Consider the following 14,931-nt stretch of genomic DNA (forward strand, 5'->3'; position numbering starts at 1 on the left):
GCGATTGTCTGCGAGTCGTGGATCGGGCGGCCGGGGTGCCCTTGGTCGGGTGGCATCCGGATCCGAGATTACAGATCTCACAGCTTGTGCGAAACGGTGCGTGAGCAACATTTAACCAGGCAGTAACTGTAGTGCTCGTCAGAGAGAAGCTGGTTGGCTTTTGCGGCATCGCCGCCGGTACTCAGGTGGTTGTCGACGTATCGAACTCGCCGTCGTGAAGATCCGCGATGGTCAGGTCGCCAACCGCCCGATCTACGTCGTCATCGGCGTGACCTGCGGCGGGGAACGCGACATCCTCGGGCTGTGGGCCGGCGACGGCGGCGAAGGCGCCAAGTTCTGGCTGCAGGTGCTGACCGAGTTGAAGAACCGTGGGGTGGACGATGTGTGCATCGCCGTCTGTGATGGGCTCAAAGGTCTGCCGATGCGATCAACACCGTGTGGGAGCGGACGGTCGTGCAGACATGCGTGATCCATCTGTTGCGCAACATTCCGGTACGCCTCCCGCAAGTACTGGGACCAGATGAGCAAGGATCTACGGCCGGTCTACACCGCACCGACCGAGGCCGCCGCCAAGCAGCGGTTCGGTGAGTTCGCCGCGAAATGGGGCGGGCAATACCCAGCGATCATCAGGTCGTGGGACAACGCGTGGACCGAGTTCGTGCCGCTCCTCGACTACGACGTCGAGATCCGGCGGGTGATCTGCTCCACGAATGCCATCGAGTCGCTCAAAGCCCGCTACCGGCGCGCGATCCGCGCCCGCGGCCACTTCCCCGAACACCGAGGCCGGATCCACCGTCAATCGGACACTCCCCACCCAACGCAGGACCTGAACGTGAATCCCCCGTCACCTGACCAGTACGGCCTGAAGACGCGGAGAGGCGGACGAGCGCTTACGGGGTGGTGAGTGACTTGACGACGGCGGAGCCGAAGCCGAGGTCGTCGGAGGTGGTCAGGCGGGTGTAGCTGCCGCCGGTCTGCTGCGCGAGCGCTTGCAGGGTCTGGGTGCCGTTGCCGCCGAGCACGATCACGTCGATGCGGACCGGGTGCGCCGGGTCGGTCGCGGCGGTGATGCTCGAGGCCAGCTGGGGGCCGGTGACCGTGGAGTCGTCGTCGGGTCCGTCGGTGATCAGCAGCACCGAATTGGTGCGGCCGGGCGTGTATCCGGAGACGGCGCTCTTGTACGCGGCGATCAGGGACGGATAGGCCTCGTCGGAGCGGGTCTCGCTGGGACGAAGGGCGCTCAGTGCGGTGGCGACCTTCGTGCGCTGGTCGTCGGTGAGTGCGGCGGTGGCCGCCGCCACCTTGTGCGGTTCGGTGCCGTCGAGGTTCTTGCCGAACGTCCAGACGCCGAGGCCGAAGTCGGGCGGCATGACCGTCATCGTGGAGTTGAGGGCGGCGACGACGTTTGCCAGTCGCGTCTTGGCACCCTCGGTGGTGCCCATCGACGCCGACACGTCGACCAGGACAGTGGCCCGCACGCCGAGAACCGGGTTCGCGAGCGTGGCGCGGACTTTGTCGAGCGCGGCGCGCGCGGGCGCGGCGTTCGGCGTCTGCGGCGCGGCGGCGAATCCGGCCGCGGCGAAGATCTGTGCTTGCTCTGGTTTGCGCAGGTAATCGGTGAACCGTCCGGCGATGAGATTCTGCGTCTTGTCCACCCATGGTCCGGACATCAGCGCGGCCGGGTAGTCGGCCACCAGCGCGGATCCGGCGGGCCGGAAGGCGGCCAGCCCGGGTTGCGTTTTCACTTGCTGCTCGGTGGTCGCCACCGCGTGCACCGGCGCGTTCTGCGCCGCGACCGCGGCCAGCGCGGCGGTCGTATCCGTGGCTTGCGGGGCGTCGACGGCGAGGCCCGAGATTGCGGCGACCACCTGGCCGGACCGTGCGGCATCCGCGCTGAGCGGGTCCGCGCCCGACACCGCGGAGCCGACCGCGGTGGCCGCGGCGAGTGTGGCGTCACCGGACGGCACCGCCATGCGCAGGCCGCCCCAGCCGGACAAGCCGAGCTCATCCAGCGATCCCTGTTGCAGGCGTGGCAGATCCGCCCAGGAGGTTTCGGCCTGCTCCAGCGCGCTGCGCAGTTCCTCCGGCACGGCGAGGACGATCGGGCTCGCGGCCACCGGCACGGGCGTGCCCTCGATCAATCCGGGCACCCGCATGGACTCGATCGATCGGGTCGAATCGGCGATCCACAGCGCGGGCTGCGGGCCGAGCGCCGGATCCCACGGTTTGCCACTGGTGAACGCGGCGACGACGGCCGAGGACGGCTGCGCGGTCACCGCGACCTGCGCGCAGTGGTCGCGGACCTTCGGCTGGGTGGCGTTGTAGCTGTCCGCGACGGCGCGCACGTGCGGCGCGATGCTCGGATCGGCGGTCACATGCAGCGTCGCCGGACCCTCCACGCACTCGGCGGCCGCCGCGCTGTCCTGGTCTGCCGCGCGATCGCGCAGCTGGAACCAGCCGACGACGATCGCGGCCAGCAACGCAACGGCAACCACTACGAGAACCGGACCTTTGCTGACGCCTCGGGATCTGGTTCCGCTGCGATGAGAGCCCACGCGGTCAGTGTATGGTCACGCGCGCCGCGCGGGATCGGCGAGGTTCTTTCCGCACCGCGAGTGCGCCCGCCGAGATCCCTCGGGAGGAGCCGCCGCGCCCGACGGGCGCGACGGCGGAACCTCACCGGCGGATCACGCGTCCGCGGTCGAACTCGTGCCCGCCCCAGACGCCGGACTGTCCGGTGCGGGCGGCGAATTCGCCGCACGCGTCCCGGATCGGGCAGCGCCCGCAGACTTCCCGCGCGTAGTCGAAGTCCTGCGACGGGTACGGGAACCAGGCCTCGTGGTTGGGGTCGCCGCGGCAGGCCGCCCGGTGCCACCCTCGGGAGTCCGAGAGCGGGAGCAGGTCGGCCAGGGTCGGTTCCGTGACGGCGGTGGTCGCGGTGCGGGTCATCGCGATCTTCTCCTTTCTCGGGTCGTGGTCAGGTGGCGGCGAGCTGCTTCCAGATCCGCCGCTGCTGCCTGACCCGGTGGGTGGGCGCCTTCGGTTCCCAGAGCAGACGCATGCCGGCCTCCTCCGGGGTGCGGTCGGCCTTGGCGGTGTTGCACGGAGCGCAGCAGGCCACCAGGTTGCTCCAGGTGTTCGGGCCGCCCCGGGACCGTGGCCGGACGTGGTCCACGGTGCGGGCCCAGCCCGCGCAGTAGCCGCACCGGTGGTTGTCGCGGCGCAGCACGCCCGCCAGGGTGGCCCTGCTCTCGTCGTCGACGAGCGTGGTGTGCGTCAGGTAGACGTAGCGCAGCAGCCGAATCGTCTGCGGCAGAGCCAGTTCCACGTGCCGCGATCGGATCGGGAAGCGCGGCTCGCGGTCGGCGATCGACTCCGCGGCGCCCGCGACGAGCAGCACCACGGCCCGGTCGGCCTTGATCTCGTCGAGCGCCTCGTAGGAGGCGTTCAGCACCAGGACTCCGGTGTGTATCCAGTTGTCGGCGGTCAGCGCCACCGGGTCGGCGACACGGCGGAACATCATGGGAATCACCATGTTTCGTGGAATCGAGCGAAAGGAGAAGAATGCGGCGGGCGGTCAGCCGACGGCCTGGAGGCGGCTGTCGTCCGGTTCGCCGTGCCGCGCACGGGTGGGTTCGCCGAACGCGTCGCTCGCGGTCGACAACCGCGTCATCTCGGCATCCATTCGCTTGGTCGTCTCCGGAATCACTGCCGCCCCTCCTCTCGCTGCTCAGCGACCACCCTCGATGCGGTGATCATCGTCGAAACACATGGTGGCACAGCGCACCCGCCGTTGTCGGGTCATTTTTCGGGCGCGCAGTCACCCTCGATCAGGCCGGACGCAGCTCGGCCGCGCCGAACGAGACGTTGAACCGGTCGCACCAGATGGCCACGCTGGTCAGCTGGGCGAGGTCCGCGTCGGCGGGGATGGTGTAGTTCTGGTTGCCCTGATTGCCCTTGAGTTTGCCGAGGTCGGTGTGCACGCCGTCGTCGAAGACGAACCACCCGTCGCGGCCCTCGCGCACCGGGGCGTCGGTGAGCCAGACGTGCAGGTCGGGCCCGTCGGAGGTGTCGAGGTTCTCCAACCGCAGCACCCTGCTCCCGTCCGGCAGTCGCAAGACCACGACCGTGCCCGCCGTCGCGTGCTCATGCGACACGAATGTGCCGCGGGCGATGGCGCGGGGCTGCGGTACCTCGGCACCGGGTGCCGGAACGGCGGAGACCGAGGGAGCCGCCTCCTGGACGGTGGTGTCGGTGAACAACCGCCACGGCTGGAACAGGGCGATGCCGACCACGAGTCCAGCGACCACCACGACGCTGATGACCCAGGTGATCGGCGAACGGGCGATCCTGCGTGCGGACACCATGGCATCTCCTCGGACGTCGTCACGTCACCTGCGGACTCATTCTGCCTGGAACCCCGCGCCCGCACCGGGTAATGAGACGCGCCCGCACCGTGTAATGACAATGGTGTGGACGCGTCGGCCGATCGGCGAGTGTCCGAGCAGAACGCGACCGGAGAACCGGGTCTGCTCGGCCCGCGGAAGCGGATGGAACAGGCAGCCGTGCACGTCGCGGTAGCGCATCTCCAGGTCGCAGGTGCGGGAATAGCCGAGGCCGCCGACAGTTTCGATGGCAAGACGCACGCTGCGCACGAGCGCTTCGGCCGCAGCGGTCTTGCGGCCGAGCGTCTCCCGTACCGATCGGCTCCGATATCGACTCGCTGTATCAGGTGTGGCTGGGACGGCTGCCGCTGGCGCACGCCCTGCGCACGGGCCGGGTGATGTTCACCGGCCCGCCCGCGCTCACCCGGCGCATGCCCTCGGTTCTGCTGCTGAGCCCGGTCGCGCCGTACGCGGATCCGCTGCGCGACCGGGGCCCTGTCACCCGCGCGTCGTAGGTATCGGTGCTCGTGCCGACCGCGGCGTGCGTTCCTGGGTCATCTGCAACTCGGCCAGCGGGCTGGTAGGGGCTGACCTCCGGACCATGACGATGTGGAAACTGGCGATCAAGCCATGGTCAGCCTTTCGGGTGTCGGGCGGTGTCGGTCAGCACGCCGTCGAGCAGGGTGGTCGCGAGGACCTCGGCGATCTCGCCGGGGGAGCGGTCGCCGTGCGGGCGGTACCAGAACGTCACCATGTTCAGCATGCCGAGCACGCTGTTGGTGACCACGTGGTCGTCGGTGCGCAGCAGCCCCTCGGCGTGGCCCGCGTCGATGACCCGCTGCCAGCAGCGCTGGACCCGGTCGCGCAGGTCCTGGAGTTCGGCGGCGCGGTCGCCGGTCAGCGCGGTGACGTCGCGCAACTGGATGGCCACCTCCCGCTGATGGCGGATGATCAGCTGGACGTGACTGTGGATCAGCTCGCGCAGCTTGGTGATCGGATCCTCCGGGCCAGCGGCGATCTGTTCGGCGTCGACGAGCATCCGCTGGATGTAGTCGCGCAGGATCTGCCACAGCAGCTCCTCCTTGGAGCCGATGTGGTAGTACAGCGCGCCGCGCTGCACGTCGGCGCGCTCGCCGATCTCGGCCACGCCGGTGCCGTGGAATCCCTTCTCGGCGAACAGGTCGATCGCCGCGCGCATGATCCGGTCCCTGGTGTCGCCGGCCGTCGATTCGGCGGCTGGTGGGCGGCCGCGGCGGCGCGACGGCGCGGTCATCGGCGCGGATCCAGCACGACCTTGCCCACCCCGTCGGCCCGATCGGCGAACATGCGGTAGGCCGCGGGTCCGTCGGACATCGGAAGCTGATGGGTGACCACGGCCTCGGGGCGCAGTCTGCCGCCCGCGGTGAGTTTCAGCAGTGCGGGCAGTTCGTACTGGACCGAGCACAGTCCGATGTGGAACTCGAGCTCCTTCACCTGCGCCGCCATCATGTGGAACGGATAGGAGCGGTTCTGGCTGACGCCGACCACGCTGACCCGGCCGCGGTGCCCGACCGCGCTGATCGCGAGCTTGATGGTGGCGTCGGCGCCCACCGCCTCGATCGCCACGTCCGCGCCGCCGCCGAGTGTTTCGCGGATCGCCTGCTTGGGGTCGTCCGACTCGACCGGCTCGGCGCCGAGGTCGGCGGCGCGCTTGCGGCGTTCGGCGAGCAGGTCGACGCCGAGCACCCGCGCCGCGCCCATCGCGAACGCGGACTGGACCGCCATCAGCCCGACCGGACCGAGCCCGATGACCACGACCGTGTCGCCTGGGGCGATGCGGGCCCGGCGGGCGCCGTACCAGGCGGTCGGCGCGTTGTCGGTGAGGACGACGGCGGCCGCGTCGCTCACCTCGTCGGGCAGCGCCGCCAGGTTTCCCGCGGCGTGCGGGACGGCGACTACTTGGGCCTGGCAGCCCGGCAGCGAGCCGCCGAGGCCGTAGCAGGCGTCGACCGGCAGCGGGTGCCGAGCGCACGCGGCGACGATCCCGGCGCGGCACTGCGCGCAGCCGTCGCAGCCCACCGAAGCGGGTACCAGCACGCGGTCGCCGACCGAGAAGCCGCGGGTCTGCGGCCCGAGTTCGACGATCTCGCCGACCGCCTCGTGCCCGACGCAGTAGCCGGTGGTGGACACGAAACCGTGCCCGCCGTAGATGTGCAGGTCGCTGCCGCAGATCCCGGTGGCGGTGACCCGGACGATCGCGCCGTCGGGTCCGGGCAGCGCGGGGTCGGGACGATCGGAGTACGCGATCTGCTGGGGGCCTTCGTAGGTCAGTGCTTTCATCGCCAGCCTCCGTCCACGGCGAGGGTCGCTCCGGTGCAGAACGCCGAGGCATCGGTAGCGAAGAACAACGCGGCGCCGACGATCTCCTCCGGCTCACCGACCCGGCGCAGCGCATTGTGCTCGGTGAGTTGGGTTCGCAGTGCGTCCGGCCACGCGGCCGAGATGTCGGTGGCGAACGGGCCGCACTGGATGGTGTTGACCCGCACCGTCGGCCCGAACGTCTGGGCCAGCCCGCCGGTCAGGGCGCTGAGCCCCGCCTTGGCCGCCGAGTAGGGGACCGCGAACGGCTCCGGTCTGGCCGCCTCGATCGAGGAGATGTTGATGATCGAGCCGCCGCCCCCGGCCGCCATGCGACTGCCGATCAGCGCCGAAAGCCGGAACGGTCCTTTCAGGTTCACGCCGATGACCTTGTCGAACAACGCCTCGGTGACCTGATCCAGGCTCGGGTACAGCGGCGACAGCCCGGCATTGTTGACCAGCACGTCGACCCGTCCGAACTCGGCGTAGACCGTCTCCACCAGCGCGTCGCACTGTGCCCAGTCGCTGACATTGCAGGCGACCGGCAGGGCGCGGCGGCCGAACCGCTCGGTCACCTCGTCGGCGAGGGCGGCGCATCCGTCCAGCTTGCGGCTGGCGATCACCACGTCCGCGCCCGCTTCGGCGAACGCGAGCACCATCTGTTTGCCCAAGCCCCGGCTCCCGCCGGTGACGACGGCGACCTTGTCGGTGAGTGGCACCTGAACTCCTGCTGTGTCGATAAATGTTCCGATCAGTACATTAAATCGGTCCCGCGATACGATCAAGGGGCTGTGCGGCCGACCGCCGACGGCCGGAAGACCCGCTGGGTGACGAACCTGTGCACTATGGCGTGGCGGAATGGATGGGGCAGAGGGCAGGATGACCCGTCGCGCGGTGGTACCACTACCCGCGGGTAACATGGCCCTGTTTCCCACTTGGCTTTCTCGGAAGTGAGGCAGTAGATGACAGAGCGGATTCAGGTCGGCGGGCTCCAGGTGGCCAGCGTTCTCCACGAGTTCGTCGAGAACGAGGCGCTCCCCGGTACCGGCGTCGATTCCGCCGCGTTCTGGGCGGGCGCCGAACAGGTCATCAACGATCTCGCCCCGCGCAACCGCGCCTTGCTGGCCGAGCGCGACGAGATCCAGGGCAAGGTCGACGCCTGGCACGCCGAGCACCCCGGCGCGAACTACGACCGGGCCGCCTACAAGAACTTCCTTACCGAGATCGGTTACCTGCGCCCCGAGCCCGCCGATTTCCAGATCGCCACCCAGAACGTCGACGACGAGATCGCCGTGACCGCGGGCCCGCAGCTGGTGGTGCCGGTGATGAACGCCCGTTTCGCGATCAACGCCGCGAACGCGCGCTGGGGCTCGCTGTACGACGCGCTCTACGGCACCGACGCCATCTCCGAGGCGGGCGGTGCGGAGAAGGGCACCGGCTACAACAAGGTGCGCGGCGACAAGGTCATCGAGTGGGCGCGCAACTTCCTCGACGACTCGGTCACCTTGATCACCGGCTCGCACATCGGTTCGACGTACTACAAGATCGTCGACGGCGAGCTGGAGGTCGGCCTGGAGGACGGCACCAGCATCGGTCTGGCCGACGCCTCCCAGCTGGTCGGCTACCTGGGTGATCCGGAGGCGCCGAGCTCGGTGCTGCTGAAGCACAACGGCCTGCACATCGAGATCCAGATCGACCCGCAGTCGCCGATCGGAAGCACCGACACCGCGGGCGTCAAGGACGTCGTGCTGGAGTCCGCGGTCACCACCATCATGGACTTCGAGGACTCGGTCGCCGCCGTGGACGCCGAGGACAAGGTGCTGTGCTACCGCAACTGGCTCGGCCTGATGAAGGGCGACCTCGCCGAGGAGGTCACCAAGGGCGGCAAGACCTTCACCCGCACCATGAACCCCGACCGCGTGTACACCGCGCTGGACGGCGGTGAGCTGGTGCTGCACGGCCGTTCGCTGCTGTTCGTGCGCAACGTCGGTCACCTGATGACCTCCGACGCGATCCTCGACGCCCAGGGCAACGAGGTCCCCGAGGGCATCATGGACGGGCTGATCACCTCGCTGATCGCCAAGCACAGCCTGGTCGGCGACGCCAAGCTGACCAACAGCCGCACCGGCTCGGTCTACATCGTGAAGCCGAAGATGCACGGCCCCGACGAGGTCGCGTTCACCAACGAGCTGTTCGGCCGGATCGAGGACATCCTCGGCCTGGAGCGCAACACCCTCAAGGTCGGCATCATGGACGAGGAGCGCCGCACCACGGTGAACCTGAAGGCCTGCATCCAGGCCGCCGCCGAGCGCGTCGTGTTCATCAACACCGGCTTCCTCGACCGCACCGGCGACGAGATCCACACCTCCATGGAGGCCGGGCCGATGGTCCGCAAGGCCGACATGAAGTCCCAGCAGTGGATCCTGTCCTACGAGGACTGGAACGTCGACACGGGTCTGGCCGCCGGTCTGCCCGGCAAGGCGCAGATCGGCAAGGGCATGTGGGCCATGCCGGACCTGATGGCCGACATGCTCACGCAGAAGATCGGTCACCCGCGCGCGGGCGCCAACACCGCCTGGGTGCCGTCGCCGACCGCCGCCACCCTGCACGCGACCCACTACCACCTGGTCGACGTGTTCCAGCGGCAGCAGGAGATCGCCAAGGCCGGTCGCCGCGCCACCGTCGACGAGATCCTCCAGATCCCGCTGGCCGCCGAGCCGAACTGGACCGACGAGGAGAAGCGCCAGGAGCTGGACAACAACTCGCAATCCATCCTCGGCTACGTGGTGCGCTGGATCGACCAGGGCGTCGGCTGCTCCAAGGTGCCCGACATCAAGGATGTCGCGCTCATGGAAGACCGCGCGACCCTGCGTATTTCCAGCCAGCTGATGGCGAACTGGCTGCGGCACGGCGTGGTCACCGCCGATGAGGTGGTGGCCAGCCTGGAGCGGATGGCCCCGGTCGTGGACCGGCAGAACGCCGGTGACCCGAACTACCGCCCCATGGCGCCGGACTTCGCGGGCAGCATCGCCTTCCAGGCGGCGAAGGAACTGATCCTGGAGGGCACCAAGCAGCCCAACGGATACACCGAGCCGATCCTGCACCGCCGTCGTCGCGAGGCGAAGGCCCTGGCCTGCGTCTAGTCTCCCGGTCTCCGGGCGTCGCGAATCCCCTGGCCGAATTCCGGTCAGGGGATTCGCTTTTCACGAGTTTCGATCCTGTTTATCGGTCCGTTACCCTGGGTGCCGCACGAGATCGTCTATTTGTGAGGAAGATTCATGGGAAGCGTTGTGCTCGACATCGTGGCATTGGTCGTCAATCGCGCGGCGATGTTCTGGAACTGGATGGCCACCGGCTCGGCGGGCTTTCCGCCGCTGTAAGCATGCGGCGATGCGGAATTCGAGCATAATCCCCTGGTCAGGAGTACTGGCCGGGGGATTTTCCTTGTCGATACCCACCCGTGAGACCGTTGCCGTCCGTATCTTGAACACGTGAACTCCGCAGGTCCCGTGCGCATGCGCACTCCCCGTTGGTTCGTGCTGTGGATGGGTCTGCTGACCGCGTGTGTCGTGGTCTGCTGCGCAGCGCTGTTCTGGCAGCTGGCCGCTGAGGGAACGTTCCCGACGCTGGTCGTGCTGTGGGTGGTGCTCGGCGTGCTCGGCGGGATCGCCGCCCTGTTCGGACTGCTCGGGTTGTTCCGCTACCGCGCCTACTTCTACAGCCTCGCGTCACCGGTCCTCATCGCGGTCTTGGTCGGCCTGACGTTGTACGGCGTCCCGCAGAGCACCGGCTGGAAACTTTCCCGCGCCATCCTCGAGGACCATGCCGCCGATTGCGTCAACCCCGGTCACCGCACCCGCCTCGGCCTCTACACCATCACCTTCATCACACCCCGCGACGGCGGCTGCCTGTTCTACACCCAAGCGGGCGAATCGAATTCGGAAGGGTTCGCCTACTTCCGCGATCCGGCGACTCCACCCCACCTCGGCCCGCCCGCTCTCGACGGCATCGAGTACGCCGCGTTCGACCGGCAGTGGTACCGGTTCGTGGACGATCACTGAGACCGGTCGCCGAAGACCCCGTCGACAACGACGCGTGGGCGCGGATCACCACTCGAACGGCAATGGCTGGCGGGGCTCGATCCAGAGGGCTTCGGCCAGGGCGCAGAGGGTTCCGTCGGTGCGGGCCAGGGCCACGCCCACGGTGTGTTTGCGGCCGTCTTGGGAGATCGGCCAGCCGTAGGAGATGTAGCGCTCACCGGCACGGACGGGCTCGAGCTGGGTGCCGGTGAGGGCCGCGGTGACCGCGCCGGGGCGCAGATCGCGCAGCGCCATCGCGGACCAGCCGCCTGGGCAATCCAAAGCCGCCCAGACGTTTGCGGTGGCGAGCAGGCCATCGGGTCCGCCGAGCGCTGGGTCGGGTGTCCAGGCGCAGACGACCATGTCGTGCGCGGGAACGGCCCAGGGCGACAGCCGCAGCCCGCGGCCGGGCGAGCAGGCCGCGCCGCAGCCATAGCAGTGGCTCATCTTGCGCAGCACCTGCGCGGCGGCCGTGGCTGCCTGCGCTTCCGCCAAGGGGGGCGCGGGCGGTGGGCTGATCGTGACCACCGACGCCGACGCTTCGGCGAGCACGGCGCCGTCCTGATCGGTCAGCGTCGCACCGCCGGAGCTGTCGGCGGACAGCATGATCGGGGTGTCCACGGTGACCGCGCGCCGGAAGTCCACGCGCACTTCCGCGGCGCTGCTCGCGGACGCGAGCAGGCCCGCCACGTACCCGCCGAACGCCACGCCCGGATAGCCACGCACGTGCCCCGGCACGGTGAACGCATCGGTGCGAATCATCAGTAGCCCAACCTCTCCCGGCCGACGATCATGATCCGGTCACGTCAGACGATACCGCCGTACCGGGTATGATCTCGCGCCGCCGTGCGGAACCGGGCCGACCGGCCGCCGTAGTGCGCAACACCATGTACCACCCCCGGCATTCCGCTCACCGCGGCGCCAGGCGTCCGTGCAGGTCAACGGCTCGGTGGAATTCCCCCGCGCCGAGCGCTGTTGCGCCGAGGGTGACGAAAGCTGGCATGAACGTACTGATCGTGTACGCCCACCCGAAGCCGGACTCACTCACCGGCGCGCTGAAAGACGTTGCGGTGCACCAATTACGGGCGGACGGGCACGAGGTGCGGATCTCGGATCTCTACACGATGGGCTGGAAGGCCGCCGCCGACACCGACGATTTCGGCGCCGTCGAGGAGAGCAATTTCATGCTCGCCTCCGGCGAGGCCTACCACAACGGGACGCTCAGTCCCGACATCCGCGCCGAGCAGGAGAAACTGCTCTGGGCAGACGCTGTCGTGCTGCATTTCCCGCTGTGGTGGTTCGGCCTGCCCGCCATCCTGAAAGGCTGGGTGGATCGGGTCCTCACCTGCGGCTTCGCCTACGGGGCCGGAGGCAAGGCGATGCCGAGGTATGGCGCGGGTGTGCTGGCGGGCCGGAGGGCGATGCTCGTGGTCGGTATCGGAGGCAAGCAGCCGTCGTATTCCGATCGCGGCATCAATGGGCCGGTCGAGGATCTGCTGTTCCCCATTCACCACGGCATCCTGTACTACACGGGTATGGACGTGCTGCCGCCGTTCCTGGTGCACGACACGATCCGGCTCGGCTCGCAGCGTTTCGACGAGGTCGCCGACGACCTGCGGCGCCGGATGTCGGACCTGCGCGGGCTGGAGCCGATCCGGTACCGCCCGCAGGGCGGTGGCGACTACGACCGCAGCCTGCGCTTGGAACCAGGCCGCGAGGTGGACGGCGCGACCGGATTCGCGTTGCACGTGGCATCGTGACTCCGCGACGCGGTCAGGGCAGCGGCGCGGCCCCGCGCTGAGTCAGCAGCATCCCCATCACCCCGGCTTCTTGGCCCTGCCCGTGGATCATCGCGCGGGCGAGCTCCTTGACCGGACCGGAGCGCAGCAGGCCGTCGGCGGCTTCGGCCATCGCGATACCGCCTTGATGGTGGCGGAACATCAATTGCAGGAACAGGATTTCGGCCTCACGGCCGCGTGCCGCCGCCAATGTGTCGAGCTCAGCGGTGTTCGCCATCCCCGGCATGGCTCCCGGGCGCACGGTCGACGCGGCGGGGGCCGTGGCCGGATGCCGATGCTCCGTGGGCATCCACGCCATCGGATGCGAGGAGGTCGGGGCCGCGTCGGCCAGGCGCAGCCAGCCGAGCATGGTGCCGATCTCCACGCGCTGCGTGCGGTCGAGTTGCTCGGCCACTCGGGCGACCGCCGGATCGACGGCATGGTCGAGCCGCTGCACCATGAGCAGCGCTTGCTGATGGTGCGCGGTCATGTCCTGCGCGAAACCGATCTCCACCGCGGTGAGAACCTCTGTCGCAGAAGACTTCTGCGGAAACACCAGCGGTCGTAGCGCGGCGCCGAGCACGAGCAGTGCGAACGCCACGGAAACCGCGGCCGCGGTTCGTGTCCACGCTGACATCGTCACGACCCCACGATCGACTTCTGGTTCTGCGGCGGCGAATACACGTCGTCGTCCAGCCGCAACACCATGAACCCGTTGTCCGAGCAGGCGACGTAGAGCTGCGATCCGCGCCATTCCGGCGGCGAGAAACACCAGTCCGTGGACACGTCGCCGAAGGCGAGACGGCCGGAGCGGGGCGTGGTGGCGTCGAGCGGGTTGAACTGTCCTTCCAGTACGGCGCGCACCGCGGGCGGCGTGCTCATCAAGGGCACGCCGATGATCGAGGCCAGCGCGTGCGGCGAGTTCCACAGGCTCAGGTTCTGGCCGGTGCGGGCGGGCGGGTTGAAGTAGGCGATCTCGCGGATGGCGAACGGATCGCGGATGTCGAAGACCCGGATGCCGGAGGAGATCCACCCGCAGGCCAGCGCGGTCGGATTGTCCCGGCGGTCGGCGGCGCAGTAGTGCGATTCGTACGCGAACGCGGATCCGCCCATGGACGAGCCGATATTGCTGTCGATGTGCTGCGGCAGGTTGATCTCCAGCTTGATCTTGCCGGCGACTTTGGGTGCGGTCTCGTCGGAGATGTCGATGAGTTTGACACCGCCGGAGCCGCCCTCGTCGACGGTGTAGAGGTAGGGCTTGCCGTCGTAGTTGACCGGGATGCTGTGCTGGGTCGCCCAGCCGTCCGTCCAGAACACCCGGCCGATGTGGTGCACCTGCGGATTCGGGTCGCGGCGCTGCACCGCGCTGATGTCCAGGACGGTGAATCCGCCGAGGGCGGAGATGTACATCCGGTTGCCGTCCGGGCTGATGCCGAACCCGTGCGCCTCGATGCCGGTCAGCCCCTGCCAGATCACTCGCGGGTTGGCCGGATCGGCGAGGTCGATCGCGCTGACGAAGCCGGGTGCGACCCCCGACGCCCAATACGTGTTGCCGTCCGGGGAGAAGCCGCCTTCGTGCGTGGTGATCGGCAGGGGCATCAGCATATTCGTGCCAGGGCCCGGGTTGAGCAGCCGCGGGTGGGCGCAATCGGACACGTCGTACACCGACAGATAGCCGACGCCTTCACCGACCGGGACGCCGGTGCCGACCAGCAGTTTGCGCTCGGTGTTGACCTTGAGGCTCTCCCAGGTGCCCGCGAGCATGGCGGGCTCGGTCAGCGTGACCGTCGGGCGCGGATTCGCGGCATCCGATACGTCCAGCACTTGGACGCCGCGTCCCTCGCTGATCAGGTTGCCGGGAAAGAACGAACCCAGATAGGCGCAGTGCTCGAAGCTGGTGGAGGTGATGCCCGCGCCGCGGCCCGCGTACCCGCCGACGAACGACATATTGCAGCGATAGCCCTGGGTACTGCGCCCGCTGTCCCGGTCGGCCGCGGTGACGTCGCCTTGCAAGCCGTTCTCCGGTGCGGAGCCGGGGCCGCAGTCCGCGCGGGGGACCGAAACGCGCCCGACGTCGAAGAATTCGTGGATGGCGTCCTGGAGGTCGGATCGCGGATCAGCCGAGGCGATCCCGGGCAGCAGCATGGCCGTGACCATGCCGATGGTGAGCAGAATCAGCGTTTTCGCGCGGCGCAGTCTGGCCGATGGGCGCATCGTCGCGTCCCCCAACTTCGTCTTCGGAACTGGGCTGTCCGGGCTGACTGGGACAGTCACCGAACTGACTGAATGGTAGTAATACTCGTTAACTTGAAGGAGGGTTTCGGTGAATCCCGCGCATGATTCGCGAAGATT

Annotated in this window: 16 protein-coding genes and 1 pseudogene; 5 read left to right on the forward strand and 12 right to left on the reverse strand. The window is 68.7% G+C overall.

The window, feature by feature from the left end; all coding sequences use genetic code 11:
* Positions 1 to 214 precede the first annotated feature (214 nt).
* A pseudogene (locus tag ON34_RS37015) lies at positions 215 to 904 on the forward strand (IS256 family transposase).
* On the opposite strand, the gene ON34_RS11035 reads toward ON34_RS37015, so the two are convergent.
* From ON34_RS11035 to ON34_RS11055, 6 genes are all read right to left on the reverse strand, one after another.
* Positions 891 to 2,555: a VWA domain-containing protein gene (locus ON34_RS11035; protein WP_040777962.1), complete on the reverse strand. Its 1,665-nt coding sequence runs from the start codon at positions 2,553 to 2,555 to the stop codon at positions 891 to 893. The pseudogene ON34_RS37015 and the gene ON34_RS11035 sit on opposite strands and share 14 nt — an antisense overlap.
* 121 nt (positions 2,556 to 2,676) lie before the next feature.
* Positions 2,677 to 2,949, reverse strand: a complete 273-nt coding sequence (locus tag ON34_RS11040) for a WhiB family transcriptional regulator (RefSeq protein ID WP_040777965.1) — start codon at positions 2,947 to 2,949, stop codon at positions 2,677 to 2,679.
* Between the two features lie 28 nt (positions 2,950 to 2,977).
* Positions 2,978 to 3,523, reverse strand: coding sequence for an HNH endonuclease (locus ON34_RS11045; RefSeq protein ID WP_040778376.1), 546 nt, complete (start codon positions 3,521 to 3,523; stop codon positions 2,978 to 2,980).
* Between the two features lie 54 nt (positions 3,524 to 3,577).
* The gene (locus tag ON34_RS38060) at positions 3,578 to 3,709 is read right to left on the reverse strand and encodes a hypothetical protein (protein ID WP_281032444.1); all 132 of its coding nucleotides are present in this window, start codon (positions 3,707 to 3,709) and stop codon (positions 3,578 to 3,580) included.
* A gap of 121 nt (positions 3,710 to 3,830) precedes the next feature.
* Positions 3,831 to 4,367: a DM13 domain-containing protein gene (locus ON34_RS11050; RefSeq protein ID WP_040777968.1), complete on the reverse strand. Its 537-nt coding sequence runs from the start codon at positions 4,365 to 4,367 to the stop codon at positions 3,831 to 3,833.
* A 36-nt stretch (positions 4,368 to 4,403) separates the two neighbouring features.
* Entirely contained in the window at positions 4,404 to 4,646 is a 243-nt protein-coding gene (locus tag ON34_RS11055) for a hypothetical protein (RefSeq protein WP_245547980.1), read from the reverse strand.
* A gap of 86 nt (positions 4,647 to 4,732) precedes the next feature.
* Between ON34_RS11055 and ON34_RS34545 the strand changes: the two genes are divergently transcribed.
* A complete protein-coding gene (locus tag ON34_RS34545; RefSeq protein ID WP_245547981.1) occupies positions 4,733 to 4,900 on the forward strand; it encodes a hypothetical protein in 168 nt (55 codons plus the stop codon).
* A gap of 119 nt (positions 4,901 to 5,019) precedes the next feature.
* Here the strand turns inward: ON34_RS34545 and ON34_RS11060 are convergent, their stop codons facing one another.
* The 3 genes from ON34_RS11060 to ON34_RS11070 are packed head-to-tail and all read right to left on the reverse strand — an operon-like array spanning position 5,020 to position 7,441.
* Complete coding sequence (locus tag ON34_RS11060) at positions 5,020 to 5,658, reverse strand: TetR/AcrR family transcriptional regulator (protein WP_040777974.1); 639 nt, start codon at positions 5,656 to 5,658, stop codon at positions 5,020 to 5,022.
* Entirely contained in the window at positions 5,655 to 6,704 is a 1,050-nt protein-coding gene (locus tag ON34_RS11065; RefSeq protein WP_040777977.1) for a zinc-binding dehydrogenase, read from the reverse strand. The genes ON34_RS11060 and ON34_RS11065 overlap by 4 nt, the downstream gene beginning before the upstream one ends.
* Positions 6,701 to 7,441 (reverse strand): SDR family NAD(P)-dependent oxidoreductase, encoded by a 741-nt coding sequence (locus tag ON34_RS11070; RefSeq protein ID WP_040777980.1) that lies wholly within the window; start codon positions 7,439 to 7,441, stop codon positions 6,701 to 6,703. The genes ON34_RS11065 and ON34_RS11070 overlap by 4 nt, the downstream gene beginning before the upstream one ends.
* Before the next feature lie 243 nt (positions 7,442 to 7,684).
* On the opposite strand from ON34_RS11070, the gene ON34_RS11075 reads away from it, so the two are divergent.
* Together ON34_RS11075 and ON34_RS33475 are read left to right on the forward strand one after the other, a co-directional pair.
* Positions 7,685 to 9,865 carry a malate synthase G gene (locus ON34_RS11075; protein WP_040777983.1) on the forward strand — a complete coding sequence of 727 codons (2,181 nt, stop codon included), beginning with the start codon at positions 7,685 to 7,687 and terminating at the stop codon, positions 9,863 to 9,865.
* 348 nt (positions 9,866 to 10,213) lie between these two features.
* Positions 10,214 to 10,783 (forward strand): hypothetical protein, encoded by a 570-nt coding sequence (locus ON34_RS33475; protein ID WP_157172258.1) that lies wholly within the window; start codon positions 10,214 to 10,216, stop codon positions 10,781 to 10,783.
* A 45-nt stretch (positions 10,784 to 10,828) separates the two neighbouring features.
* Here ON34_RS33475 and ON34_RS11085 read toward each other — a convergent pair whose 3' ends face one another.
* Complete coding sequence (locus tag ON34_RS11085; RefSeq protein WP_040777985.1) at positions 10,829 to 11,563, reverse strand: PaaI family thioesterase; 735 nt, start codon at positions 11,561 to 11,563, stop codon at positions 10,829 to 10,831.
* 239 nt (positions 11,564 to 11,802) lie between these two features.
* Between ON34_RS11085 and ON34_RS11090 the strand changes: the two genes are divergently transcribed.
* Positions 11,803 to 12,561, forward strand: a complete 759-nt coding sequence (locus ON34_RS11090) for an NAD(P)H-dependent oxidoreductase (protein ID WP_040777988.1) — start codon at positions 11,803 to 11,805, stop codon at positions 12,559 to 12,561.
* Between the two features lie 13 nt (positions 12,562 to 12,574).
* Here the strand turns inward: ON34_RS11090 and ON34_RS11095 are convergent, their stop codons facing one another.
* Both ON34_RS11095 and ON34_RS11100 read right to left on the reverse strand, forming a co-directional pair.
* Positions 12,575 to 13,216, reverse strand: a complete 642-nt coding sequence (locus ON34_RS11095; RefSeq protein WP_040777991.1) for a DUF305 domain-containing protein — start codon at positions 13,214 to 13,216, stop codon at positions 12,575 to 12,577.
* Positions 13,217 to 13,218: 2 nt separating this feature from the next.
* Positions 13,219 to 14,793, reverse strand: a complete 1,575-nt coding sequence (locus tag ON34_RS11100) for an LVIVD repeat-containing protein (protein WP_040777994.1) — start codon at positions 14,791 to 14,793, stop codon at positions 13,219 to 13,221.
* Positions 14,794 to 14,931: the final 138 nt, after the last annotated feature.

The organism is Nocardia pneumoniae NBRC 100136, from assembly GCF_000308755.1.
GTDB lineage: Bacteria > Actinomycetota > Actinomycetes > Mycobacteriales > Mycobacteriaceae > Nocardia > Nocardia pneumoniae.